This window comes from Ensifer sp. ENS10, assembly GCF_014852025.1.
Lineage (GTDB): Bacteria > Pseudomonadota > Alphaproteobacteria > Rhizobiales > Rhizobiaceae > Ensifer.
Map to the genome: position 1 here is coordinate 26,261 of NZ_JACVAS010000004.1, position 25,130 is coordinate 51,390.

Here is a 25,130-nt window from a genome sequence, read left to right on the forward strand (position 1 = left end):
AGGCACCGCAGCCCAATCTGAGCCGCGGTGCCCTTGTCGTTTATCCGATCGTGTCGAGCCAGTTGCGGGAGGGGTCAACAGGCCGACGATAACGACCTTAGTTGACGGCAGTCAGCGTCATCGATGTGCCGGTGGCCGCAAGGTTGAGGCCGATCTGCCCGGTCACGCTGACCGTCTGCAGATGGATCGAACCGGAAGTGCCGCCAACGAGGATGTTGGCGCCAATGCCGGCGCCGACAGTCGCTTCGGCGGTTGCACCCTGATAGAGGCCACCGAGCGAGCCGCGGTGGTAGCCAGCGGTAGGCGCGAATACGGCCCAGATCAGGCGGCTTTGAGTCGTGAAGCCGACATCGACGCCCATCTTGCGGATGGCGCCGGCGTAATGGTCAGAAGCCTCAGCCCCCATCGTCGAGCGGAAGACGCAATCGACTTCCTTGGCAGAACCGAGCACATAGCCGACGCCGCCGGCGATGTTGCAATCGAGGTAGCCGATCTTGACGCCGTTGCTGGTGTCCGGCTCCGGTTGCGGTTGTACTGTCGCGAGATCGGCTGCGTTTGCGGCCATCGCGCCAGCGAGAACCAGAGACGCTGCGGACACCTTCACGGCAAAACTCTTTTTCATTCTTGTCTCCTTCTCGGAACTTCAGAAATCATTGGCAGTTAACCGGCGGCACACGAACTCAAGCACTTAGCGCACGCTGCAGGAAAGACGAGCCATAGCCCGCGATCCGGCAATTCCGTGGCAGATATTCGTTAGCCGAGAAAATTGATGGGGTTTTCCCAACAATGACCGGAGATTGTGTTGAAAAAGCCACGGCCGACGGTATCGGCACGCCCTCCCGGAAGCCAGAACCGCACCGACGGGAGCAATTCGGCGAGAAACGGGCGGTTCGCGCGCGCGAAAGGAAAGAGAGAGAGAGAGAGAGAGAGAGAGAGAGAGAGAGAGAGAGAGACGAACGGGCGGCACTGCGGCCACCCGATCGGAAGGTTGAGCGCCTCAGGCCTTCGCCGATTGCAGCAGGAACCCGCCGGCAATTCGCGCCGTCAACGCCAGCGAGACGGCGCCGGCGTCGGGGTGACCGATGCTCTTTTCGGCGAGCGGACGGGCGCGGCCAAGCTTCGGCGTCAGGCTGGAAGTCGCCTCTGCGGCGGCGGTCGCGGCCTTGGCGGCAGCCTGCCACGCCTCGATCAGACGCTTGCCGGCGGCAAACTCACGCTCCAGGGTTTCGACAAAGGGCACCAGCGCATCGACGAGAGTCTTGTCGCCGACGCGTGCACGGCCGAGGCGCGTGACGCCATCGAGGGCGCGGCGTGCGCCATCGACGATGGTGGCGTCCGAGGGCGCCGTCTCGTCGTCGAAAGCATTGCTCCACGAACGCAGCAACAGACCCCAGATCGCACCCGACGTGCCGCCGGCGCGATCCGCCCAGGCATCGCCCGCCGCTGCCAGGACGCTTGCAGCGCCGGCGCCGGCCGCGACCGCCGTCTTTGCCGCCTCGTCGGCTGCGGCGGAACCGCGGCGCATGCCCTGACCGTGGTCGCCATCACCGGCGAAGGCGTCGATACGGCCGAGTTCGTCTTCCGCCTCCTTCAACGCTTCGGCAATCTCGCCAATCAGTCGGGCAATGCACTTGCCGCTCTCCTTCGAAGCATCGGATGCGGGGGCAAACATCTGCGGGCCGTCCTCGACCTTGATCTCTTCGGTCGCGGGCTCGGCCGCGATGATCGCGCCCTTGCGCAGCACCGGCGCATCGCACGGCGCGCGCCAATAGGTCTCAAGCTCATCGTTCAGCCACATCAGCGTTAGCGAGCAGCCCTGCATGTCCAGGCTGGTGACGAATTCGCCGCATTCGGGATCGACGATCTCGAGGCCGGCCGCCTTCAGTTCCTTCTCGACCGCGACCCAAAGCACGAAGAGTTCCTCGTATTTCGTCGAGCCGAGACCGTTCAGGACAGGCGCAACTTTGCGGACATCCGCCGGGCGTTCGGCCAGCAGCTTGCCGACCAGAAGCTTGGCGAACTCGCTCGCCGAAACCATCTTTTCTTCGCAGATGCCCGGCTCGCCGTGGATGCCGAGGCCAAGCGCCATCTCGCCCTTCGGCACGGCAAAGAGCGGTGCCTTGGCGCCCGGAAGCGTACAGCCGCCAAAGGCCACGCCGAAAGAAACGGTGCGGTCGTTGGCAAGGCGAGTGACGCGCTCGACCTGATCCAGGTTAAGGCCGGCTTCGGCAGCAGCGCCCGCGATCTTGAAGACCACGAGGTCGCCGGCAATACCGCGGCGCTTGGAAGGCGTTTCAGCGGAAGCGCTGGCAACGTCGTCCGTCACCGGCACGATGCGCACGTCGATGCCTTCAGCGCGCAGGCGCTCGGCAGCGACGCCGAAGTTCAGGACGTCACCGGCGTAGTTGCCGAAACCGAGCAGCACGCCACCGCCCTGATCGGCCTGGCGGCAGACGCGGGCAACGGCCGCGGTCGAGGGAGAAGCGAAGACATCGCCGGCAACGGCGGCATCCGCCATGCCCGGGCCGACATAGCCGGCAAAAGCGGGGTAGTGCCCGGAGCCGCCGCCGATGACGACAGCGACCTTGCCCTTCGGCACCTGGGTCGAGCGAACGACACCGCCCTTCACGAGACGGACGTTGCGCGCGTAAATCGAACTGAAGCCGGCAAGCGCGGTCGTGGCGAACTCTTCCGGTGCGTCAAAGATTGTGGTCATCGCGTCTCTTCCCTTATTCGCGAGGCAGAATGCGCCTCAGATAGTCCCGGTTGGCAGCGCTGACGGAGAGGCCGTCGCCGCCGTAATGTTCGCAGAGGAACGGGCTGTTGAAGCCGTGGGCAAGCGCCATTCGGATCGCGGCGCGGTAGTTGATCACACCGAACTCCAGCGGCGCAGGATGGGTAACGATCAGGCCCGACGTTTCGTCCTCGGTGCGGTAGTAGTTCTTGACGTGCCAATACTTCGCGAAGGGAGCAACCTTGGCCATCATCTGCTGCCAGTGCTCGACCGGACGGTGCAGGCGAACGAGGTTGCCCAGATCGGCATTGATGCCGACGTTCGGCAAGCCGACATCGGTGACGAAGCGCACGGCACTGTCGGCCGAGCCGATATAGGTATCCTCGTACATTTCGAGCGCCAGCTCGATGCCGAGTTCCTCGGCATGACGGCCAAGATCACGAATACGCTGAACGGCCTTCTGCCAGGTGGCGGGCTCGTCGGGGTTCTTGACGCCATCGACGGTCCAGAACCACAGCGCCTTCTTCTGCGCGTCAGTCAGCGGGCCAAAAAAGCCGAAGGAAACGGAGCCCGCACCGATGGCGGCCGCTGTTTCAATGACCCGGTGGCCGTAGGCAAGATACTCGTCGCCATGCTCCGGGTCGATCACGCTGCGCCGCGCAGTCGAGATCGCCGGCATGGTGAGGCCGAGGTCATGGGCGAGCTTGACGAAGCTGTCGAGCCGATCCGGCGAAAGGTCAGCAAGCCGGATCCAGCTGTCGGTGGGGTCGAGTTCGGTGAAGCCGGCATCGACCACATCGGCGAGCGTTTCTGCCCATTGCTCGACCGATTGCTCCTGCACCGAACTGCCGTCGGCCAGCACGTTTGGATATTGGATCATGGCGGCCGCGATCGGCCAGGTTTCACGGGTCCATTTGCGCGATGTGTTCGCCATGACCTTCCTCGTCGTCTCTGGATGTTGGGGGTGCGGCGGCTCCGTCAAGCCGCCGCGCTGCCGTCACCATGCGGGGCATCCGCATTATGCTTGCGCTTGCGAACCAGGCCGATCAGCCCGAAGACAAGCGGCGACAGCAGGAGTGCAAGAGCGAGCGCCATCAGAGAGGAAACCAGCGGGTTCGACCAGAAGATATCGAGGGTGCCGCCTGAAAGCAGCATCGACTGGCGGAAGGCATCCTCGGCCTTGTCGCCGAGCACCATGGCAAGCACCAGCGGCGCCAGCGGGTACTCGAGCTTCTTGAAGACATAGCCGAGCACGCCGAAGCCGATGACCAGGAAGATGTCGGAGACCGAGTTTGCCACCTGGTAGGCGCCGGAGAAGATGACGGCGACGATAATCGGGCCAATGATCGCAAAGGGCACGCGCAGGATCGAGGCGTAGAGCGGCACGGTGGCGATCACCAGGAACACGGCGACGACGTTGCCGAGATACATCGAGGCAATCAGGCCCCAGACGAAGTCCGGCCGCTCGGTAAAGAGCATCGGGCCGGGCGTCAGACCCCAGATCATCAGGCCGCCCATCATGACGGCGGCCGTTGCCGAGCCGGGAACGCCGAGCGCCAGCATCGGCAGCAGCGCCGAGGTACCGGCGGAGTGGTCGGCGGTTTCCGGTGCCACGACGCCACGCGGATCGCCCTTGCCGAACTTCGACTTGTCGCGCGCCGAGCGACGGGCAACGCCGTAGCTCATGAAAGAGGCCGCCGTCGGGCCGGCAGGCGTGATGCCCATCCAGATGCCGATGATCGTCGAGCGCAGGATCGTGAACCAGTAGCGTGGGATCTCGATCAACGTGCGGCCGATCTCGACGAGCTTGACGCGCGCCTTGATGCCCTCGAATCGCAGGCCTTCTTCCGTGGTCAGCAAGAGTTCGCCGATGCCGAAGAGGCCCATGACGGCGATCAGGAAGCTGACGCCCTTGATCAGGGTCGGGATATCGAAGGTAAGCCGCAGGTCACCGGAGATCGTGTCCATGCCGACGGAGGCAAGCGCAAAGCCGAGCATCATCGACACGAGCGTCTTGAACGGCGATTGCGCACCCATGGAAATGAAGCTGGCGAAGGCCAGGAAATAGACCGCGAAATATTCCGGGGACGAAAAGCGAAGCGCGAAGTTCGCGACCCAGCCGGAGAGCAGCGTGATCATGACGACGCCGGCGAGCGCGCCGATGCCGGCAGACACGAAGGCGAGCGTCAGCGCCCGGCTTGCCTGCCCGGCTTTAGCCATCGGATAGCCGTCGAAGGTCGTCGCGACCGACGAAGGTTCGCCGGGAATGTTGAAGAGGATCGATGTGGTCGACCCGCCGAAGAGTGCGCCCCAGTACATGCAGGAGAGCAGGATGATGGCGGAGATCGGATCCATCGAGAAGGTCAGCGGCAACAGCAGCGACACGCCGTTCGGCGCGCCGAGGCCCGGCAGCACGCCGACGAGAATGCCGAGCGTGACGCCGACCATCATCAGCAGGATATGGTTCCAGCTGAGGATGTGGCCGAAGCCATCGATCAGAAGACCGATATTTTCCATGTCATTCCTCCCGGGAAAGCGTGGGCGGTCGGTATCAGTAGATCCCGAACCAGGCCTCGACCGGTCCCTTGAGCAGGGGAACCTTGAAGCCGATCTCGAATACGATGAAGAAGAACAGCGAAACGGCGACGCCGGACGGCAACGCGATCCACCATTTGTAGCGCCCCTGGAAGAGCATCGTGCCGGCGATGTAGAGCGCCGTGCCGACATAGAGGCCGAGCCAGGCGGAAACGCCGGCAAAGGCGATCAGCGGCAACAGAAACGACGAGACCACCTTGGCACGGTGACCGTCGATGAAGATCTCACCCGTGCCGCGATGCTTGACGAAAGCGTGGATCGCATTCACGGCGCTTCCGAGAAGGATCAGAAGGCCGACATAGAAGGGAAAATAACCGGCTTCCGGCCCGAATTCGGTCCATCCCGCACCGATATCGAGGGACCCGTAGCAGACCGCCGCGCCAAAGGCGCCGGTCAGCGCAGCAACGCCAAGCTCAACCGCGAAGCGGGAGACCCCATTCGCACCGTTCTCGCTCATGATCGTGACCTTTCAAAGCGAATGACGGGTGCCCGAAGGCACCCGCCTCAATGTCCTGCCCTTAGTTGGCGAGCCAGCCTTCGCGCTTCAGCACTTCGCCGACAGCAGCGCCGTCCATCTCGATGGCGGCCTTGAAATCGTCGCCAGCGATGTAGGAGGGGGACTGCGAGGTGTCGGCGAGGTACTTCGCCCATTCCGGCGTTTCCGAAACCTTGCGCATCAGGTCCGCATAGAACTTGACCACATCCTGGTCAACGCCGGCCGGCAGCCAGACGGTGCGCGGCATCGAGTAGTTGTCGATGGCGATGCCCGATTCCTTGCAGGTCGGAATATCGCTCCAGCCCTTGTCACCGGCGACCTTGGCGTCGTTCGAAAGCTTGACGCTCTTGAAGACGCAGAGCGGCTTGACCATGCCGGCCTGCCACTGGCCGAGGTTTTCGCTCGGGTTGTTGACGTTGGCGTCGAGATGTTCGCCGGCAAGCTGGACGGCCGCTTCACCGCCGCTCTTGAACGGGATGTAGTTGATCGTAGCACCAGTCACCTCGTTGATCATCGAGGTGAGGATCTGGTCGACGTCCTTGGACTGACTGCCGCCGATCTTCAGGCCGCCTTCCTTCGCCTTGGCCGCAAAGTCGGCCGCCGTGTTGTAGGTGGCCTTGCCGTTGACCCAGAGAACGAATTCGTCGGAAGCGAGCGCCGCGACCGGGGTCAGGTCTTCAGCCTTGTACGGCACCTTGGCGCGAACCGGCAGCAGGTAGGCATTGTTCGTGCCGAAAGCGAGTTTGTAAGCGTCGCCCTTGTTGGTCGCCGTGTAGACGAAACCTTCGGCGCCGCCGGCGCTGCCCTTGTTGGTAACGACGACCGGAGCCTTCATCAGCTCGTACTTGCCGATGATCGCCTGGATCGTGCGGGCGAAGATGTCGGTGCCGCCACCGGGACCTGCCGTGACGACGAATTCAACCGGGCGATCGGGTTCGAAGGCTGCGGCCGGAGCAGCAACGCCGAAGACGGCTGCCATGATGCATGCGATGGAGACGGTATTCTTCAAGTCGGGTCCTCCCGTTTTGTGGTTCTGTGGCGCAAGACCTCCTCCTGCGCCGTTATTGCGTGAAAGCGTGCGAAATCAGGCGGCAGCCTTGAGAGCCGCCTTTTTCTTCGCCATGCGCACGGCGAGCAGCAGCGCTTCGCGGCTGGCGCCGACGTCGGCAATGCCCTTGCCGGCGATGTCGTAGGCCGTGCCGTGGGCCGGCGTGCAGAGCGCGAAAGGCAAGCCGCCCATCATGGTCACGCCCTTGTCGAAGCCCATCAGCTTCATCGCGATCTGGCCCTGGTCGTGATACATGGTGAGGACGGCGTTGTAGCCTTCCTTCAGCGCGCGACCGAAAACGGTATCGGCCGGGAAAGGTCCCTCGACGTTGAAGCCGAGTGCCTTCGCCTTTTCGACCGCCGGTTCGATGATGTCGATCTCTTCCATGCCGAAGCTGCCGCCGTCGCCGGCGTGCGGGTTGAGACCGGCAACCGCGATCTTCGCCTCTTCATAACCCGCCTCCGTGAGGCAGGCCCGGGTCAGCTCCAGCTCGGCGATGATACCGTCGACCGAGAGGTTGTCAGCCACGTCCTTGAGTGGAATGTGCGAGGTGACGCGGGCATTCCAGACCTTCTCGAGGACGTTGAACTCGCGAACCTTGCCGGTGAAGCCGAGAACGTCTGCGACGAAACGGATCTCGTCGTCATAGCCCGGATAGGCAAAGCGCATGGCCTTCTTGTTGAACGGCGTGAAGCAGACGGCGTCGGCCTTGCCCGTCTGCGCCAACTCGAGCGCCGTGCGGAAGTTCCGGGTGGCGAAAGTCCCGCCGGCGAGCGTCGCCTCGCCGCGAACCACGTCAGCAGGATCGAGGTGTGCGAGATCGACGAAAACGTGACGCGACGTTCCTGATTTGTCGAGGTCTTCGAGGGTCGAAGGCTCGAGGTCGAGCGTAACGCCTGCAGCCTTTGCGCCCTCATCCAGAATCCGGCGATCGCCGATGGTGATGATGTGCGCGGCTTCGCGGATATCGGAAAGCCCCAGCAGCTTTGCCGTGAGTTCCGGGCTGATACCCGCCGGATCGCCCATGGCGAGCGCGATGACAGGACGCGCGCCGTTACCGGCAACACCGTTGGTCGTCATGTGAGATGTCCTCCGCTTCATACTTCCGATCGCTGTCATACGTTATTCAAAATTCTGCATCAAGTCTTTTGTATTCTGTATGCAGCATTTTCTGTTGACGACGGAAGAGCCGATCTCCATGCTTTAATGAGACAGCGCTGATTCAATCGGCGCGAACGGGAACAGACGGTCGACGCCCTGTCGCCAGACGCAGAAGAAAAACAATGAACGAAATCACATCTCTGGAGAGACGGCCGGATGGCGGCCCTGGTCCGATCAGGCGCACGGCGCTGCACGACACGCTGGTCAGCCACCTGCGCGATATGATCATTGAAGGCGATCTATTGCCCGGAACCCGCCTGCACGAAGGTCAGCTTGGCGAACAGCTGGGCGTGTCGCGCACGCCGCTACGCGAGGCCATCAAGTATCTGGCAAGCGAAGGGCTGGTGGAGCTCGTTCCGAGCCGCGGTGCCGTCGTCAAGCGCTTCAGCGCCAAGGACGTGCACGACATGTTGACGGTCCTGCAGACGCTGGAAGAACTCGCCGGCAAGCTCGCCTGCGAGGCGGCAAGCGATGCCGGCATCGCCGAGGTGCGCGCGCTGCACGATGAGATGGTCCAGCGCTACAAGGCCGGCGACCGGCTGCAGTATTACAAGCTCAACCAGCAGATCCATTCGGCGATCGTTCAGCTCGCAGCAAATGCTGCGCTGGCCGATATGCATGCCGTTCTGCAGACGCGGCTGAAGCGCATCCGCTTCATCGGCCACGAGGGGCCGGAAAAATGGGCCGCGGCCGTCTCAGAACATGAGGAGATGGTCGTGGCGCTCGAAGCCCGTAACAAGGCAAAGCTTTCCGAGGTGCTCGGCCGCCACCTGATGAACGCTTGGGAAAGGGTGCGCGACGCCGTGTAGCAGGCAACGCCGCCGACGCATGAGAGCCCCGTCGGCGCTGCCTTGCGCCGGTCAGAATTTCGAGTATGCGTTGGCAACGGCCTTTGCGTTTCCGTTCCCTGCCTGCTTCTGCAGGGCCAGAAGAGCGTCTCGCAGCGCAGGGTTCGCCGTGATGTTCCTGTTTGCCAACAAATCCGCACTTGAGAACGTGGAGAGGAGACCACCCAATCCCGGCAGTCCGCTCCGGCCGGTCAGGGCGCTTGGCAGATTCTTCACAGCGTTCAACTGCGCCATGCTGATGCTCTGCAACGGGATCTTCTTCGTCACTGCGATCGAGCTGACCGCCTTACCTATGCCACCAAACATACTTCCCTCCTTGTAAAGTCCAGCCCGGCGTAGCGCATTTGGGCAATTCGCAACCATTGCGCGCACAACCTTTACAAGAGGAGTCGTTGCTAAATTCACCTTTCCGGAACTGGTACTTTAGTTAAGTTTTCGACATCGCTTTTGCCTGCCCGCACCACCGCGGCGTGGACAAGCTCAACCAGGAAAGATTCGCGTCGGACGATCAATGAAGGCCGCCGACCCCCAATAGCCGCTCAACCGCGCCATGATCCTTGGCGAGCGCATCCGGCGTTCCGCTCCAGGCGATGCGCCCGCGCTCGAGCACGATCACCTGATCGGCAAAGTCGAGGGCGCTCTGGATCCGTTGTTCGACCAGCAGGATGGTCATGCCGCCGGTCTTCGCCAGTTCGGCAAAGGCCTTCATCAGTTCCTCGCAGATGACGGGTGCCAGCCCCTCCAGCGGTTCATCGAGCAGAAGGATCGAGGGCCGCCCGAGGATCGAGCGCGCCGTCGACAACATCTGCTGCTCGCCGCCGGAAAGCTGGCTGCCGAGGTTTCTTCGCCGCTCGTGAAGCCGCGGAAACATGTCGTAGGCTTCCTGGATGGCGCTCTTCGGACGGTTCTTGAGCCCGACGAACAGGTTCTCCTCGACGGTCAGCGTCGGGAAGACGCAGCGCGCCTGCGGCACGAAACCAAGACCCTGCATGGCGCGCGAGGCGCTCGGCAGCGCGGTCACATCGGTACCGCCCATGCGGATGCGTCCGTCATAGCGCCGCGTCTGGCCGGCAAGCGTCGCAAGCAGGGTCGTCTTGCCCATGCCATTGCGGCCAAGAACGGCAAGGCGGGCGCCCGCCGGAACGGCAAAGGACACGCCTTCGAGCACGCGCGTCGGACCGTAGCCCGCGGACAGGTTTTCCACCTCAAGCGGCGTGGCTGGCATTGGCATAGCTCCCCAGATAGGCTTCCCGCACACGTGGATCCTTCGTCACGTCGGACGGCGAACCGTCAAAGATGATCGCGCCCGCAGCCAGAACAATCACGCGCTTGGCAAAGCGGAAGACGAGATCCATGTCGTGCTCGATCATCAGCACGGCGAGATCGGCTGGCAGATCGGCCAGGGCCTGCTCGATACGGCCGGTATCGCTTTGCGGCACGCCGGCGGCGGGCTCATCGAGCAGCAACACCTTGGGCTTCAGTGCCAGCGCAACGGCAAGCTCCAGGAGACGCTGCTGCCCGTAGGCAATCTCGCTCACCTTGCGGTGCATCAGTTCCTTGAGACCGAGCTTGCCGAGAAGTTCCTGGACCTCGACCATGACATCGGGCATGCCGAGAAAATTGCCGAAGAGGCGGCCGGCACGACCGTCGCGCTGAAGCACGGCAAGCGCAACGTGCTCAGCTGGCGTCATGTCGGCAAAAAGCCGCGTCACCTGGAATGAGCGGACAAGGCCTCGCCGCACGCGGCCGATGGCGTCGACGCCGGTCACGGGCTCGCCGGCAATGCGCACTTCGCCGGAGTCAGGCCGAAGATTACCGGTAACGAGATTGACGAACGTCGTCTTGCCGGCGCCGTTCGGCCCGATCAGCGCCACCCGGTCTCCCGGCGCCATGCTGAGGCTGACATCATTGGTGACTGCAAGCCCGCCGAAGGCGCGCTTCAAGTTGCGGACTTCGAAGATCGGCTGCATCATTTGGCCTCCCGGCGGCGGGCAACGAGAGCGGCGGCGGTGCCATAGAGGCCCTTCGGCGCGAACAGCACGACGGCGATCAACAGCGCCCCGACCATCGTCAGCCAATGGAACGGATTGGCAGCCGAGACAACATCTTCGAAGAACATGAAGACGACCGTGCCGGTGAGTGCGCCGAACAGCGAACCGGTGCCGCCGAGAACGAGCATGACGAGGCTCTCCGCCGACATGTTGAAGGAGAGGCTGTCGAGGCCGACGACCTGGGTTGAGATCGCGTTCAGCGCGCCGCCGACGCCGGCAACGGCGCCGGATATGACATACATTTTCGTCAGCGCGATCTTCGGCGACGCGCCCATGGAGCGGATGCGGACCGGATCTTCCTTGATGCCACGGCACAGCATGCCGAAGGGCGAACGCACGATCAGCCGCAACAGCAAGAAGACGATGGCGAGCAACACGACGCCGAAGACGTAGGCCGTGCGGCCCCAGAGGTCGAACTCATAGAGGCCGAGGAGCGCCGTCGGCGCGATCCCGGAAAGGCCGTCGCTACCGCCGGTCCAGGACGATGCCTTGTTGGCGAACTCGTGGAAAAGGTGGATAAGCGCGATCGACAAAACCAATTGCGGAAGACCGTGAGCGCGCAGGATGACGACGCCGCAGACGAGCCCAGCCACCGCGCCGGCCACGATGCCGAAGGCCAGCATCGCCAGCGGATCGTTGATGCCGTAATGCGCCGAAGCGATACCCGCTGCATAGGCGCCGGCGCCGAAGAGGGCAGCGTGCCCGAGCGTCGCGACGCCGCAATAGCCGGTGACGAGATCCAGCGACAGCACCAGAAGTGCTGCGGCGATGATCCGGGTCAGAAGCGCCAGATTGTTGGGAAAGAGGAAATAGCCGATCACCGCGACCAGCAGGATGATCGCCAAGCCGATGAGGTCTCCACCGCCGAAACGCCGGCGCGCTGGGGATGCGGCAATCATGTCGTTCGTCGTCGTCATGGTCATCCCTTGGCCCTCCCGGCGAGCCCGCGCGGAAAGACGCAGATGATCGCGATCACGGCCAGATAGAAGAAGAACTCGCCGAATTCCGGCATGAGATAGCGACCGGTCGTATCGATCGCGCCGAGCAGCAGGCAGGCGACGAGCGCACCCGGGATCGACCCGGCACCGCCGACGGAGACGACGACCAGGAAGGTCACCATGTAGCGCAGCGCATAATAGGGCTCGACCGGAAGCAACTCGGCGCCGACGACGCCGCCGAAGGCGGCGAGCCCGACGGCAACCGCAAAGCTCACGGCATAGACGATCTCCGTGCGCACCCCGAGGGCGGCAGCCATCGCCGCATTGTCGACCGAGGCACGCAGCTTCACGCCAAAGGCGGTCTTTTCGATCGCGTACCAGAGGCCGGCGGCAACCGCGAGGCCGCAGACGATTGCGAAGATGCGGTGCGTGGCGATCGCCCGGAAACCGAGATCCACCGATCCCTGCAATTCGCTCGGCAATGGCACCGTCTTCAACGTCGGGCCGAAGACGTAGTTGGCGATGCCGATGATGCAGAAGGTGATGCCGATGGTCATCAGCACCTGGGTCAGTTCCGGCGCGCCATAGATGCGCCGGTAGAGCAGTCGTTCGATGGGCACGGCAATGACGATGGTGCCGAAGATCGCAAGCAGCACGGCAAAGCCATAGGCAAGGCCAAGATCGCGCGCCGCATAGGAGGCGATGTAGCCACCGATCATGGCAAAGGCGCCGTGCGCAAGATTGACCACGCGCATCAGGCCCATGGTCACCGAAAGGCCGATGGAGATGACGAAGAGCACCATGCCATAGGCAAGGGCATCGATCGCAATGCTGAGGACGGTTTGCATGGGGCTATCCGTGCCCTTTCTTCCAGTTTTTGCTGCGCCGGATTCGGGGCGCATTATATGCGCGGAGCGCTACTCCTGCGCCAGCACTGTGACGTCGCGGGGCGGGCACATGGCTTCGTTCATGGGCGCCGCCGATCAGCGCATCATCGGTGTCGGCGGGCGCTGTGCGCCCGCGCCAACCTGCCTACTTCAGCGCAGCGAGACCGGGGTCGCCCTGCTTCTCGAAGGTCTGGATTTCCTTGTTGTAGTAGGTGCCGTCATCAGCCTTGGCGACTTCGCGCAGGTAGATGTTTTGCGTGATGTGGCGTGATTCCGGATCGATCGTCACGGGGCCGCGCGGGCTCGTCCAGGAGAGACCCTTTACGGCCTCCACTGCCTTGGCCGCATCCTGCTCGCCACCGGTCGCCTCGATCATCTTGTAGATGACGTGCATGCCGTCATAGGCACCGACCGAAGGGAACGAGAGTTCGGCCGGGTTGCCGATCGCCTTGCCGGCTGCTTCGACGAAGGCCTTGTTCTCAGGCGAGTCATGCGAAACCGCGTAGTGGAAGGTCGTCTGGATGCCGAGCGCCGCTTCGCCTAGTGCCGGCAGGTCGGATTCCTGCGTCAGGTCGCCGGGGGCGAAGAACTTGATGCCGCCGTCCTTCAGGCCGTTCTCCTTGAAGGCCTTGACGAAACCGAGCGTCGTCGGACCGGACGGCAGGAAGGCGAACACGCCCTCGGCGCCCGAATCCTTGATGCGCTGCATGATCGGCGAGAAATCATTGGTCGCGAGCGGCATGCGGATCGCCTCGACGACCTGACCGCCGGCCGCCTCGAAACCCGCCTTGAAGGCGTTCTCGGCATCGACGCCCGGGCCGTAATCGCTGACGACGGAGATCACTTTGGAAACGCCTGCGTCCTTCGCGACCTTGGCGATCGGCGTCGAGGTCTGCCATGTGGTGAACGAGGTGCGCACGACGAGCGGGCTCTTCGTGACGATCGCCGAGGTTGCCGCATTCATGATGACGAGCGGCACATTCGCCTGGGTGAGCAGCGGCGTTACCGCCATCGCGTCCGGCGTGAAGTAGAAGCCGGCGAGATATTGCACGCCTTCCTTGACCACCAGTTCCTGTGCCAGCGCCTTCGCCTGGGCCGGATCGGCCTGCGGCACGTCGCGATAGATGATCTCGATATCGTCGTCGCCGACCTTGCTGCCGTTCAGCGCCATATAGGCATCGATGCCGGCCTTGAAGTTCTTGCCCTGAAGCGCGAACGGACCGGAGAATGGCCCGACAACACCGATCTTGATCGTGTCGGCATAGGCCGCGCCGCTCATTGCCAAAGCCGCGATCGCAGCCAGAATCATCCGTTTCATGTTTCCTCCCTGCGACGCCGATCGCTCCCGAACCCGCATCGTCCTCACAAACCCCGTTGATTTGATAGGCGTCAACTTGCCATGCCAAACGGTGATGTAAAAATGAAATATGGGGCCAAAATCATAATCGGGGAGTTATGTTTCCTGCGAGTTCGGATCCAGCCGCCAAGAGCGTATTTGACGGCGATGCGCGCGACGTCAACGAAACCGGGATGGCGGGATCGCGCCTTTCGGCCACAGGATCGTATCCACGATGGCTTTGGCGCCATGCCTCAACCTGCCAGCGGGACAGGCCAACCCGCACCAGGCTTCCGATGCGGGTTAGACGGTATCTTGGGGTGACCAACAAAATCTGCGCACGCGCGCATTCAGCCAGCACGCATGGCAGCGTCGATGGAGGCCGACAGGATCTCCAGCCCAAGATCGATCTCTCCGTCCGACACCGTCAGTGGCGGAGCGATGCGAAAGACGCCGCCCATCCCGGGAAGCTTGACGATGTTCATGCTGAGACCGCGCCGCATCGCCTCCTCCATGACCCTGGCACCCAGATCGAAGCCCGGAGCCTTCGTCTGCCGATCAGCGACAACTTCGAGCCCAAGGAGAAGGCCGCGTCCCCTGATATCGCCGACACATTCGAACCTTTGTTGTAGCGACAGGAGACCCTTGCGCAGCCGCTCGCCGCGCGCGATCGCCTGTTCGACCAAGCCATCACGTTCGACCACGTCGAGCACCGTTACGCCGACTGCCGCTGGCAGCGGATCCGACACATGGGTAGTGTAGAAGAGGAAGCCTCTCTCATGGGCCTTTTGCTCGATCTCCGCCGTCGTCATGACGGCGGCAAGCGGCAGCCCGGCGCCCAATGTCTTCGACAAGGTGAGAATGTCGGGCGTCACGCCGTCACGCTGGAAGGCGAACATATGCCCGGTCCGGCCAACTCCCGTCTGGGCCTCATCGAGGATGAGCAGCATGCCCCGTTCCTCGCACTTGCGCTTGAGCGCGGCGAGGTAGCCCGGCGGAAGTTCGAGGATCCCTCCGCTCGAAAGGATCGGTTCTGCGATGAACGCCGCGAGGCTGCCCGTCGACTGCCGGTCGATCAACGAGAAGGCATCGTCGAGTTCCGTCTGCCAATCATTGCTCCCATCCGGGTGGGTGAACCGCGGCCGGTAGGCGTTCGGCGCCGGGATTACGAACGAGCCGGCAGCGGCAGGACCGTATCCCCTTCGGCCGGCGCTGTAGGTCGCCGAGGCGGCGGCCCCCGTCATTCCGTGCCAGCTCTGCGCGAAGGCGACGACCTCGTGGCCGCCGGTCACCAGCTTCGCCATGCGAATGGCCGCCTCGTTCGACTCAGCGCCCGTTGTCAGAAGCTGAACCCGGTCGAGCCCCGGCGCAAGCGCGGCAAGGCGCGTGGCGAGCTCGACGACGGGCCGCGACAGCATGCCGCTGAAGAGATGGGCGACCGTCCGCATTTGCCGGTCGACGGTCGCAACGATGTCAGGGTGGGTGTGGCCGAGAACACCGCTCATCTGTCCGGAGGTGAAATCCAGAACGGCGCGACCGTCCGCATCATAGACGAAGCTTCCCTCCGCGCGCTCCACGATGATCGCCTCGAAACCGGGACCATAGCGCGTGAGGTGTTTGTTGGCGGAGGCCCAGAAGGCAGGGTCGGAGTTCAGCGACATCAGATTGCTCCTCGTTGGCTTTTCTCAATGGCTAGCGGGCATTTCTTCCTCAGGCAAATTGATAGTATTCCGCTCAGATATTGGATATTTTGATATCATGAGAAATCTCGATCTTGCCTTGCTTCGAAATTTCGCCGTCATCGCGCGGACGGGCTCAATCAGCCTTGCTTCCCAGCAGGTCGGGCGAACGCAATCGACGCTCAGCATGCAAATGCAGCGGCTGGAGGACTTTCTCGAGCAGGCGCTCTTCCATCGCACCGGATCCGGCGTGCGGCTGACCGCGGCCGGCGAAAAGCTGCTGGCCCATGCCGAACATCTTCTCGCCGGGCACGATGAGATCCTGGCGGAGATGGAAGGCAAAGGTCTCAAAGGCTCCGTGACCCTGGGCTGTCCGGAAGACTATTCGATCGCTTTCCTTCCCGGGATCATCGAGCGCTTTCTCGATCAGCACCCGGAGGTCGAATTGCGTATGGTCTGCGCACCGACCACGGAACTGCGCCCCATGTTGCTGCGGCGGCAAATCGACCTGGCGCTCGTTTCAATAGCCGATGCTTCAAACGGCGAGGTCATTCGTACCGAAGACTTCGTGTGGGTCGGCAAGGCTGCAGAACCGGAGATCCTCGACCGTGTGGCTCTGCCCCTGGCCTTGTCAGCCCCGACGACACTCGACTACCGGGCAGCCTGTGACGCTATGGAGGCGGTCAATCGCCGGTACCGCGTCGCCTTTGCGAGCAACAGCCTTGCCGGTCTCATCGCATTTGCCCGATCCGGCCATGCGATCAGCGTCCTGACGCGAACCGCCGTTCCCTCCGATCTGCACATCATTTCGGCCGGATTGCCGAAGCTCCCGACGATCGGCATCGCGCTCGAATTTGCCGAGCCTCGCCCGTCATCCGCGGTGATGGCGCTTGCGGACCACGTAAGAGCCGTGTTGCCCACTATTTGACGGTGTCGCGCGGGGTGGTCACCACCGAGAGCCGTCGACCAGTTTGAGCGCGGTGGTTCCCAGGAGCGTGGCTGCCGCCCGCAGCGCACCGGTTTCATATCCTGAGAACCCGAGGATGAGGCCTTCGGCATCGCTTCGCTGCATGAAGGTTTCGGATAGAAGAACCGCGTCGATTTTCGCTTCCGCCCGGATCAATTGCGACAGGCCCGGCGCGAGCCCGTCGCGCGGACGGACGATCATGTGAAGGCCCTGCTCCGGAACATCCGGGCACAGTGTTGCCCGGGATGTGACGCTGACAATTTCAGCCAGTTGATCACGGGCGACACGATAGCGCCTCTGGCTCTTGCGCAAATGGGACGCGACCGAACCATCCGCCAGGAGATCGGCCACGGCGTTCTGCAGGAAAACCGGCATGAACCGGTCGAAGGCGGCGCGCCGCTTGAGGACCCGCTCCAATGCTTCTGGAGGCAGCACCAGGTAACCCAGCCGCAACCCCGGAAACAGCGTCTTGGCGAAGGTTCCGAGATAGACGACACGGTCCGGCGCAAGCCCCGCCAGCGCCGTCAGTGGTGGACCCGAATAGCGGAACTCGCTGTCGTAGTCGTCCTCGAAGATCCAGGCGCCGGTCGCGTCAGCCCATTCGATCAGCGCCGCACGTCGGTCCATCGCCATTTTCACGCCGGTCGGAAACTGGTGCGAAGGGGTGACATAGGCAGCCCTGGCGAGAGGGTTTCGCGCAAGACCCGCTGCAACATCGATCCCTGCCCCGTCGACCGGCACCGGCACAGGCCGCACACCTGCTGCCATGAGTGTCGAGCGCGACACGCCATAGCCGGGCTCTTCGACCCAAGCCCAATCTCCGGGCGCAAGCAGTGCGTCGACGCAGAGCCTCAGCCCGTGCTGGGTGCCACTGACGATCACCACACAGCCTGGATCGCAGCGGATGCCTCGGTTGACGGCCAGGAAGTCTGCGATCTGTCGGCGCAAGTGCAAGCTGCCGCGCGGGTCGCCATAGGCAAGGTCGTCGACGCTCGCCTCCGCGATATGGCGCCGGGTGGCCGCAGCCAGCCGTGCAACAAAAGCCGGCTCCACATGGGTCTGGCCGAGAGCGAAGGGCGGCCGGCCGCCAAAGGCCAGCGGGATATCCGGCGCCGCGGCAACGGATGGCGGTGTCGGCAGGCTGGACGAGACATAGGTGCCCGAGCCGTGGCGGGCCTCGATCAGCCCGTCGCTCGCGAGATGCTCATAGGCCGCAACAATCATATTGCGGCCTATGCCAAGTTGGGCGGCCAGCTCGCGGCTCGACGGCAGACGGGAGCCGGGCGCCAGCAAGCCGTCGACGATGGCGGCACGTAACCCACTATGGACCCGAAGCGCCTGGTTGCGAATCGAGCGATCGAGTTCGATCGGCGGGAAGGCCGATCCCTGTCTTGGAAGAGAAGTGGTTGGCATGAAGCTAACGAAAGTGGACCTATTTCAAACCAGTCTGCTCATGCGAACCTTCAGGATGCAAGCCTGAAAGGAACCAGCCGTGACCGAACATTCCACGCCCGCCTACCCCGTCGATACGGTCAACCGCGTCAAGCGCCGCCATGATCGTGGTTTCTACGACCACGAGACGGTGCACAGGCTGCTCGACGCGGCGGCACTCGCCCACGTCGCCTATGTCATCGACGGCCAACCTTTCTGCACACCGACGCTCTTCTGGCGTGAAGGGCGGCACCTCTACTGGCACGGCAGCAGCGCCAGCCGCATGCTGCGCAACCTGTCCGCGGGCGAGCCGGCCTGCCTGACCGTCACACACCTCGACAGCCTCGTGCTTGCCCGCTCCGGCTTCAACCATTCGGCCGATTACCGCTCGGTCATGGCTTTCGGAACCGCCCGCCTGGTCGAGGACCAGGAGGAGAAACTGCGTGCCCTGACGATGATGGTGGACCGGCTCTTTCCGGACCGCACCGCGACGCTGCGCCAGAGCACTGCTCAAGAGATCAAGGCGACCGCTGTCATCGTCATGGAAATCGAACGGGCCTCGGCAAAGATCAGGGCCAAGGGTATCGCCGACGATGAGGAGGACTACGATCTGCCTGTTTATGCGGAGCGCCTTCCCGTGCACACCGTTCTGGGCGCACCCGAACCCTGCTCGCGCTTGCCGCACGGCGTCGTGCGGCCCGAGACGCTTTCTCCCTATCGATTGGGTCGCCCGCTGGAAGAGGCGCTAACGGAAGCCTACATCGCCGCCTATGCCAACCAAGCAGACGACTAACGACGCTCTGTCCTTGTTTCCCGAAAGTGTTGCGCCGCTCTATCGCTTTGCCTGCGCGGCCCGGACGGGCCAACCGGAGGTGGTTTCGCGAACCACCAAAGGCCCGTCGACCTTTATGGTCATCGGACGCATGTGTTTTCCGTGGATCGCCATGTCGATCAGGATCTCGGCGGCCCTCTGTCCCATCTCGTAGTTGGGCAGTACCAGCGTCGAGAGCGGCGGATGGGTGTAGCGCGCCAGTTCCTGGTCGTCGTAGCCCATGACCGAGAGATCAACGGGTACACGAAGCCCCTTCTCCTGTGCCGCCTCCATCGCGCCGATCGCCATAAGATCGTTGCCGCAGAAGATAGCGGTCGGCGGGTTCGGCATGGAGAGCAGGTCCAGCCCAGCCTCGTAACCGCGTAGCGGCAGCCAGTCGCCATCGCGCACAAGCGTCTCGTCGAAGGCGATGTCGGCGGAAGCGAGCGCCTGCTTATAGCCTTTCAGGCGGTCCATGGCCGCGTCCATCCAGCTTTCACCATTGATGAAGCCGATGCGCTTGTGACCGAGCGCCGTCAGATGCGCCGTGGCGGCAAAACCGCCGGCGACCTCGCCCGGCACGACCGCCACATGTTGGCGCGGATCGCAGTAGCAATTGAGAAGCACGGTCGGAAGCGGCGCCAGCGCCTTGGGCACGGCAACCTTGCGGGTGAAGATCGTCGCGTAGATGACGCCGGCGATCGAGGGATCTCTCAGCACCGAGCGCAGCACCGCCTCTTCGAGCTCCGGGTTGGAGCGAGTGACATGCGCCGACACCAGCATGCCCTGCTCGAAGGCATAGTCGCGGATGCCGTCGAGGCTGACGACCGGGTGCGGACTGGTCGAGATTTCGTCGACGATGAAGGCGATCGTGTCTTTTTCGACGGCGGGGGCCGCTGCAACCGCGCCGCGGGTGGCCGGCAATTTATAACCTATTTTATGAGCAGCCTCGCGCACCTTCTGCTGCGTTTCCTGGGAGATGCGCGAACCCGACATCTCATTGAGCACCAGAGAGACGCTTGACTGGGAAACACCAGCTATCCTGGCGACATCCGTCATCGTTGGGCGCCCTTCGCCCTTTTTATCCAGATTCCGCCCGTTTCCCTTGGCCATGCGTACTCTCCACCCTACAGCGCCGCGCGTCTATGAGACGCGCAAAGGTCGCTGTAGCTCTTTGAATTGCTGCATGTTTTTGTCCTCGGTTCCGATCAAAGGAAACATGCAGTCGAGCGTGCATCGCACTGCACGCGGGCTATTGCAAGTGCTCATAATTTTTTGCCTTGACTGCTAATATTATTAGCGCAAGATTTGACGATGTGAAGCGCAAAAACGCTCATGTCCGGTAGAGAAGCACCGGCCAATCTGGGAGGAGAACCCGATTATGACCACGATTTCCCGTCGCACCTTCATGCTTGCGGCAACGGCCGTCGGCGCGCTCGCCCTTGCGGGTGTCGCGATCGCCGAAGTGCCGAAGCTTGAGCAGAAGGACAAATACAAGGTCGGCTTCGCGCAGACCGAATCCAACAATCCCTGGCGCATCGCCCAGACGAACAGCATGAAGGCCGAGGCCGAGAAGCTCGGGTTCCAGCTCGTCTACACGGATGCCGCCGGCTCCGCCGCCAAACAGGTCGCCGACGTCAACTCGATGATCGCGCAGGGCGTCGACGTGATCTTCCTCGCGCCCCGCGAAGAAAAACCGCTGATCCCCGCCGTCATGGCCGCCAAGAAGGCTGGCATCCCTGTGATCCTGCTCGACCGTTCCGTCGATCCGTCGCTTGCCAAGGCCGGCGAAGACTATCTGACCTTCATCGGCTCGAACTTCGTCGAGGAAGGCAAACGTGTCGCCGAGTGGCTGGTGAAGAACGCCAACGGCAAATCGAAGATCATCGAACTTGAAGGCACGACCGGGTCGTCGCCCGCCAACGACCGCAAGAAGGGCTTTGACGAGGCGATCAAGGCGGCCGGCGGCTTTGAGATCGTTGCTTCGCAGACCGGCGACTTCGCCCGTGACAAGGGAAGGCAGGTGGCCGAAGCCCTGCTTCAGGCCCATCCCGATGCGGACGTGATCTACGCCCATAATGACGAGATGGCGATCGGCGCGATTGCCGCGCTCGAAGCAGCCGGCAAGGTGCCCGGGAAGGACGTTCTCGTTCTGTCGATCGATGGCGGCAAGGAAGCCGTGCAGGCGGTTGTCGATGGCAAGATCGCCGCGGTCGTCGAGTGCAACCCGCGCTTCGGGCCGAAGGCCTTCGAGACAATGATGCGTTACGCCAAGGGCGAAAAAATCGACCCGATGATCATCAACGACGACAAGTTCTACGACGCCTCCAATGCGGCCGCAGAACTCGCCAACGCCTATTGATACCATCTCCCGAGCCTATGCCGGCCGATCGGAACAACCGCATCGGCCGGTTTTTTGACCGCGACAGTGCCAGGCATGACCTTCGGCCGGTTCACGTGTAGGCTGAGAGCGCTCACCCTCTACAGCGCCGCGCGTCTTATCGGACGCGCAAAGGTCGCTGTAGCGCTTTGAATTGCTGCATGTTTTTATCCCTTAATCGGCTACGATTAAGGGAAACATGCAGAGGGGCGGCGGATGGCGAAGATAGGGAGGAGACCCATGCTTCTGTCCATGCAGGGCATTTCCAAAGCATTCGCCGGAGTGCCGGCGCTGAAGTCCGCCTCGCTTGAAGTCGAAGCGGCGGAGGTCATGGCGCTCGTCGGCCAGAACGGCGCGGGCAAATCAACGCTGATCAAGATCCTGACTGGCGTCTATCGCCGGGACGAAGGCAGCATCACTTTCGACGGCCACGATGTCGACTTCGCAATGCCGGCAAAGGCGCAGGCAGCCGGCATCGCGACGATCTACCAGGAAATCAATCTCGCTCCGCAGCGGTCTGTGGCGGAGAACATCTACCTCTCCCGCGAGCCGAAACGTTTCGGGATGATCGACCATACGGCCATGCGGCGTGGTGCCGAGGCCGTGCTGAAGACTTTCAACCTTGCGATCGATGTCGACCGTCCCGTCGCACATTTTGATGCCGCGACACGGCAGATGGTGGCGATTGCTCGTGCTGTGACACAGAGCGCCCGCCTCGTCATCATGGACGAGCCGACCTCCTCGCTCGACGAGCGCGAGGTCGCCATCCTCTTCGAGACGATCCGCACGCTAAAGCGCTCCGGCGTCGCCGTCATCTTCATCGGCCACCGGCTCGACGAACTCTATGAAATCTGTGACCGCGTGACGATCATGCGCGACGGGCAGACCGTGGCCAAAAGCCCGATGGCGGACATGCCGAAAATGGCGCTGGTGCGCCACATGCTTGGCAAGGAACTTGCCGCCTTCCAGGCGATCGCGCCCGAAGACAACGCGCTGGAACGGCCCGTCCGCCTCGAACTCGACAAGGCCGGCGCGGGTGTGCGCGTGCGCGATGTCAGCCTTGCCGTACGTGAGGGCGAGATCTCGGGCCTTGCCGGCCTGCTCGGCTCCGGCCGCACAGAAACGGCGCGCCTGATTTTCGGCGCCGACAAGATGGACCGCGGCGCGATCCGCATGCAAGGGCAGGATCGCACCTACCGCGAACCGGCGGATGCCATCGCCGACGGCATCGGTCTCGTTTCCGAAGACCGCAAGATCGACGGCATCGTGCCCGACATGAGCATCCGCGAGAACATGACGCTGGCCCTGCTGCCGAAGCTCAAGAAGGCAGGCATCGTCGACCGCGCGCGGCAGCACGAGATCGTCAGCCGCTATATCCGCGCCCTCGGTGTCAAGTGCACCTCCCCCGATCAGCCGATCAAGGAGCTTTCCGGCGGCAACCAGCAAAAGGTGCTGCTCGCCCGCTGGCTCGCCACCGATCCGCGGGTGCTGATCGTCGACGAACCGACGCGCGGCATCGACATCGGCGCCAAGTCGGAAATCCTGAAACTCTTGCGCAGCCTCGCCGACGAGGGGTTGAGCGTGCTGATGATCTCCTCCGAACTCGAGGAACTTCTCGCCGCCGCCGACCGCGTAACGGTGCTCAGCGACGGTATGTCCGTGGCGACCTTGCCGCGCAAGGATTTGAGCGAGACGGCGCTGCTTGCCGCCATGGCCCACCAGGAAGAATGACATGACGACGATCGAGACCCCTGCCCCACAGCCATCGGGAGCCCTTTCGTCCGGCAGCCGGTTAATGACGTTGGCCGGCCGCTACGGCACCTTCGTCGCCTTCCTTGCGCTGATCCTCTTCAACGTCGCCGTCACGCCGAACTTCCTCTCCTTGCAGACGCTGAACGTGAACCTGACCCAGGTCGCCACCATCGTCATCGTCGCGACCGGCATGACGCTCGTCATCGCCACCGGCGGCATCGACCTTTCCGTCGGCTCGCTGATGGCGATCGCCGGGGCGCTGGCACCGATGATCTTCATGGGACAGTTCTGGCCGGTCGAAAACATGGGGTTCGCAGTGGCGCTGGCCTTCCTGCTGCCAGTCGTGGTCGCCGGCCTGTTCGGCCTGTTCAACGGGTTCCTCGTCACGCGCTTTTCGATCCAGCCGATCATCGCGACCCTCGTCCTTTTCATCGCCGGCCGCGGCATCGCCCAGGTGATGACCAACGGCAATCTGCAGGTCTTCAAGAACGCGGGCTTCCAGTTCATCGCACTCGGCCGGATCGCCGGCATCCCGGCCCAGGTCGTGCTGATGGTCGTCATCGTTGCGGCGGCCTGGGCGATGATCCGCTACACCGTCATCGGCAGGCAGATCATCGCCGTCGGCGGCAACGAGAAGGCAGCCCGCCTGACCGGCGTACCGGTGAAGCGTGTCAAGCTCTTCGTCTACATGCTGAGCGGCGCGCTTGCCGGCGTGGCCGGCCTGATCGTGGTTGCGCGCAATTCCGCAAGCGACGCGAACCTAGTCGGACTCGGCATGGAGCTCGATGCCATCGCTGCGGTCGCCGTCGGCGGAACACTGCTAACGGGCGGGCGGGCCAACATCGTCGGCACGGTGCTCGGCGCCCTCGTCATCCAGCTGGTGCGCTACACGCTGCTTGCCAATGGCGTGCCCGACGCGGCCGCCCTCATCGTCAAGGCCGGGCTGATCATCACGGCCGTCTTCATCCAGCAACGCGCCGGCAAGCACTAGAGGCGACCCTGATGCAAACGATCCTTCGCCTCTTCATGGTCAAGAACACCAGTGACCTCGCCCGGCTCGGCGTCATCCTCGCACTTGCCGGCCTCATTCTTTTCGGGGCGCTGCGCTACGACAACTTCCTGTCGCCCTACAACATCCTGAGTTTCCTTCGCTACAACTCGATGTTCGCGCTGATTGCACTTGGCATGGCCTTCGTCATCATCACCGGCGGCATCGATCTCTCGGTCGGCGGCACCGCGGCGATGGCGAGCGTGGTGGCGGCGCTGCTCTCGCCCTATCATTGGGCGGCCGGGCTTGTGGGCGGCATGGCGGCCGGTCTCGCCGTCGGCGCTCTCAACGGGTTCATCATCACCAAGATGCGCATTCAGCCTTTCATCGCCACGCTTGCGACGATGCTGGCCGCCTACGGCACCGGCCTGCTGATGGCCAACAACCAGTCGGTTTCCGTTTCCTATGATACCGGCTTCACCGTGATCGGCCAGGACGACTTCCTCGGCTTCCCGATCCCCGCCTGGATCGCGCTTGCGGCCTACGTCCTCGGTTGGCTCGTGCTCGAAAAACTCCCGGTCGGCCGGCATATCCTGGCGATCGGCGACGGGGAGGCGACGGCCGGCCTGATGGGCCTGAAAGTCGAACGCGCGCTCACCGGGGTCTATCTCGCCTCGGGCACGCTCGCCGGTCTTGCCGGCGTCATCCTCGCCTCGCAGTTCGGCGCGGGCCAACCGACCGAAGGCGTGGGCTGGGAGCTCTTCGCCATCGCCTCCGTCGTCGTCGGCGGCACGCTGCTGTCAGGCGGTTCGGGCTCGGTCGGAGCAACGCTGGCCGGCGCTTTGCTGCTCGCCATGGTGTTCAACATCCTGAACTTCGAAAACGGTCTCGGCTGGATATCGCTCTCCGCCTACTGGCAATCGGTCATCCGCGGCGCCTTCCTGCTCGTCGTAGTCGTGCTTCAGGCCAAGCTGATGGCACGGCACCGGAGTGCCTAGACCGGCGACCAGAACCTGTTCGACAACACG

At 63.3% G+C, this 25,130-nt stretch carries 23 protein-coding genes; 7 read left to right on the plus strand and 16 right to left on the minus strand.

Features of this window, described 5'->3' with window-relative positions:
• Nucleotides 1-97: 97 nt before the first annotated feature.
• From IB265_RS15965 to IB265_RS15995, 7 genes are all read right to left on the minus strand, one after another.
• Entirely contained in the window at nucleotides 98-622 is a 525-nt protein-coding gene (locus tag IB265_RS15965) for a DUF992 domain-containing protein (protein WP_057251657.1), read from the minus strand.
• Between the two features lie 375 nt (nucleotides 623-997).
• Nucleotides 998-2,716 (minus strand): dihydroxyacetone kinase family protein, encoded by a 1,719-nt coding sequence (locus IB265_RS15970; RefSeq protein WP_057251658.1) that lies wholly within the window; start codon nucleotides 2,714-2,716, stop codon nucleotides 998-1,000.
• A gap of 13 nt (nucleotides 2,717-2,729) precedes the next feature.
• Nucleotides 2,730-3,668: a sugar phosphate isomerase/epimerase gene (locus tag IB265_RS15975; RefSeq protein WP_057251659.1), complete on the minus strand. Its 939-nt coding sequence runs from the start codon at nucleotides 3,666-3,668 to the stop codon at nucleotides 2,730-2,732.
• Between the two features lie 44 nt (nucleotides 3,669-3,712).
• Nucleotides 3,713-5,251 carry a tripartite tricarboxylate transporter permease gene (locus IB265_RS15980; protein WP_057251660.1) on the minus strand — a complete coding sequence of 513 codons (1,539 nt, stop codon included), beginning with the start codon at nucleotides 5,249-5,251 and terminating at the stop codon, nucleotides 3,713-3,715.
• A 34-nt stretch (nucleotides 5,252-5,285) separates the two neighbouring features.
• Nucleotides 5,286-5,786: a tripartite tricarboxylate transporter TctB family protein gene (locus IB265_RS15985; protein ID WP_057251661.1), complete on the minus strand. Its 501-nt coding sequence runs from the start codon at nucleotides 5,784-5,786 to the stop codon at nucleotides 5,286-5,288.
• 61 nt (nucleotides 5,787-5,847) lie between these two features.
• Entirely contained in the window at nucleotides 5,848-6,834 is a 987-nt protein-coding gene (locus tag IB265_RS15990; RefSeq protein ID WP_057251662.1) for a tripartite tricarboxylate transporter substrate binding protein, read from the minus strand.
• Nucleotides 6,835-6,909: 75 nt separating this feature from the next.
• Entirely contained in the window at nucleotides 6,910-7,953 is a 1,044-nt protein-coding gene (locus IB265_RS15995) for a 4-hydroxythreonine-4-phosphate dehydrogenase PdxA (RefSeq protein WP_057251663.1), read from the minus strand.
• A 203-nt stretch (nucleotides 7,954-8,156) separates the two neighbouring features.
• Here IB265_RS15995 and IB265_RS16000 point away from each other — a divergent pair, with 203 nt between their 5' ends.
• On the plus strand, nucleotides 8,157-8,843 hold the full coding sequence (locus IB265_RS16000) for a GntR family transcriptional regulator (protein ID WP_057251664.1): 687 nt from the start codon (nucleotides 8,157-8,159) through the stop codon (nucleotides 8,841-8,843).
• A gap of 51 nt (nucleotides 8,844-8,894) precedes the next feature.
• Here the strand turns inward: IB265_RS16000 and IB265_RS16005 are convergent, their stop codons facing one another.
• The 7 genes from IB265_RS16005 to IB265_RS16035 all read right to left on the minus strand — a co-directional run bounded on the left by IB265_RS16005 (nucleotide 8,895) and on the right by IB265_RS16035 (nucleotide 15,755).
• Nucleotides 8,895-9,188, minus strand: a complete 294-nt coding sequence (locus IB265_RS16005) for a hypothetical protein (protein WP_057251665.1) — start codon at nucleotides 9,186-9,188, stop codon at nucleotides 8,895-8,897.
• Nucleotides 9,189-9,390: 202 nt separating this feature from the next.
• A complete protein-coding gene (locus IB265_RS16010; protein WP_057251666.1) occupies nucleotides 9,391-10,107 on the minus strand; it encodes an ABC transporter ATP-binding protein in 717 nt (238 codons plus the stop codon).
• Nucleotides 10,088-10,852 (minus strand): ABC transporter ATP-binding protein, encoded by a 765-nt coding sequence (locus IB265_RS16015; RefSeq protein ID WP_057252085.1) that lies wholly within the window; start codon nucleotides 10,850-10,852, stop codon nucleotides 10,088-10,090. Before IB265_RS16015 ends, IB265_RS16010 begins: the two co-directional genes overlap by 20 nt.
• On the minus strand, nucleotides 10,852-11,856 hold the full coding sequence (locus IB265_RS16020; RefSeq protein WP_156414667.1) for a branched-chain amino acid ABC transporter permease: 1,005 nt from the start codon (nucleotides 11,854-11,856) through the stop codon (nucleotides 10,852-10,854). Before IB265_RS16020 ends, IB265_RS16015 begins: the two co-directional genes overlap by 1 nt.
• Complete coding sequence (locus IB265_RS16025; RefSeq protein WP_057251667.1) at nucleotides 11,853-12,719, minus strand: branched-chain amino acid ABC transporter permease; 867 nt, start codon at nucleotides 12,717-12,719, stop codon at nucleotides 11,853-11,855. Before IB265_RS16025 ends, IB265_RS16020 begins: the two co-directional genes overlap by 4 nt.
• A gap of 184 nt (nucleotides 12,720-12,903) precedes the next feature.
• Complete coding sequence (locus IB265_RS16030; RefSeq protein WP_057251668.1) at nucleotides 12,904-14,076, minus strand: ABC transporter substrate-binding protein; 1,173 nt, start codon at nucleotides 14,074-14,076, stop codon at nucleotides 12,904-12,906.
• 368 nt (nucleotides 14,077-14,444) lie between these two features.
• Nucleotides 14,445-15,755 (minus strand): aspartate aminotransferase family protein, encoded by a 1,311-nt coding sequence (locus IB265_RS16035; protein ID WP_057251669.1) that lies wholly within the window; start codon nucleotides 15,753-15,755, stop codon nucleotides 14,445-14,447.
• Between the two features lie 97 nt (nucleotides 15,756-15,852).
• Between IB265_RS16035 and IB265_RS16040 the strand changes: the two genes are divergently transcribed.
• Nucleotides 15,853-16,701, plus strand: a complete 849-nt coding sequence (locus tag IB265_RS16040; protein WP_057251670.1) for a LysR family transcriptional regulator — start codon at nucleotides 15,853-15,855, stop codon at nucleotides 16,699-16,701.
• Between the two features lie 18 nt (nucleotides 16,702-16,719).
• Here the strand turns inward: IB265_RS16040 and IB265_RS16045 are convergent, their stop codons facing one another.
• Complete coding sequence (locus tag IB265_RS16045; protein WP_057251671.1) at nucleotides 16,720-18,153, minus strand: PLP-dependent aminotransferase family protein; 1,434 nt, start codon at nucleotides 18,151-18,153, stop codon at nucleotides 16,720-16,722.
• Nucleotides 18,154-18,232: 79 nt separating this feature from the next.
• Here IB265_RS16045 and IB265_RS16050 point away from each other — a divergent pair, with 79 nt between their 5' ends.
• A complete protein-coding gene (locus IB265_RS16050; RefSeq protein ID WP_057251672.1) occupies nucleotides 18,233-18,964 on the plus strand; it encodes a pyridoxamine 5'-phosphate oxidase family protein in 732 nt (243 codons plus the stop codon).
• A gap of 39 nt (nucleotides 18,965-19,003) precedes the next feature.
• On the opposite strand, the gene IB265_RS16055 is transcribed toward IB265_RS16050, so the two are convergent.
• Entirely contained in the window at nucleotides 19,004-20,095 is a 1,092-nt protein-coding gene (locus tag IB265_RS16055; protein WP_057251673.1) for a LacI family DNA-binding transcriptional regulator, read from the minus strand.
• 268 nt (nucleotides 20,096-20,363) lie between these two features.
• Here IB265_RS16055 and IB265_RS16060 point away from each other — a divergent pair, with 268 nt between their 5' ends.
• From IB265_RS16060 to IB265_RS16075, 4 genes are all read left to right on the plus strand, one after another.
• On the plus strand, nucleotides 20,364-21,344 hold the full coding sequence (locus IB265_RS16060) for an ABC transporter substrate-binding protein (protein WP_057251674.1): 981 nt from the start codon (nucleotides 20,364-20,366) through the stop codon (nucleotides 21,342-21,344).
• A gap of 258 nt (nucleotides 21,345-21,602) precedes the next feature.
• On the plus strand, nucleotides 21,603-23,093 hold the full coding sequence (locus IB265_RS16065) for a sugar ABC transporter ATP-binding protein (RefSeq protein WP_112997361.1): 1,491 nt from the start codon (nucleotides 21,603-21,605) through the stop codon (nucleotides 23,091-23,093).
• 1 nt (nucleotide 23,094) lies between these two features.
• The gene (locus IB265_RS16070) at nucleotides 23,095-24,105 is read left to right on the plus strand and encodes an ABC transporter permease (protein ID WP_112997360.1); all 1,011 of its coding nucleotides are present in this window, start codon (nucleotides 23,095-23,097) and stop codon (nucleotides 24,103-24,105) included.
• A gap of 11 nt (nucleotides 24,106-24,116) precedes the next feature.
• Nucleotides 24,117-25,100, plus strand: coding sequence for an ABC transporter permease (locus IB265_RS16075; protein ID WP_112997359.1), 984 nt, complete (start codon nucleotides 24,117-24,119; stop codon nucleotides 25,098-25,100).
• Nucleotides 25,101-25,130: the final 30 nt, after the last annotated feature.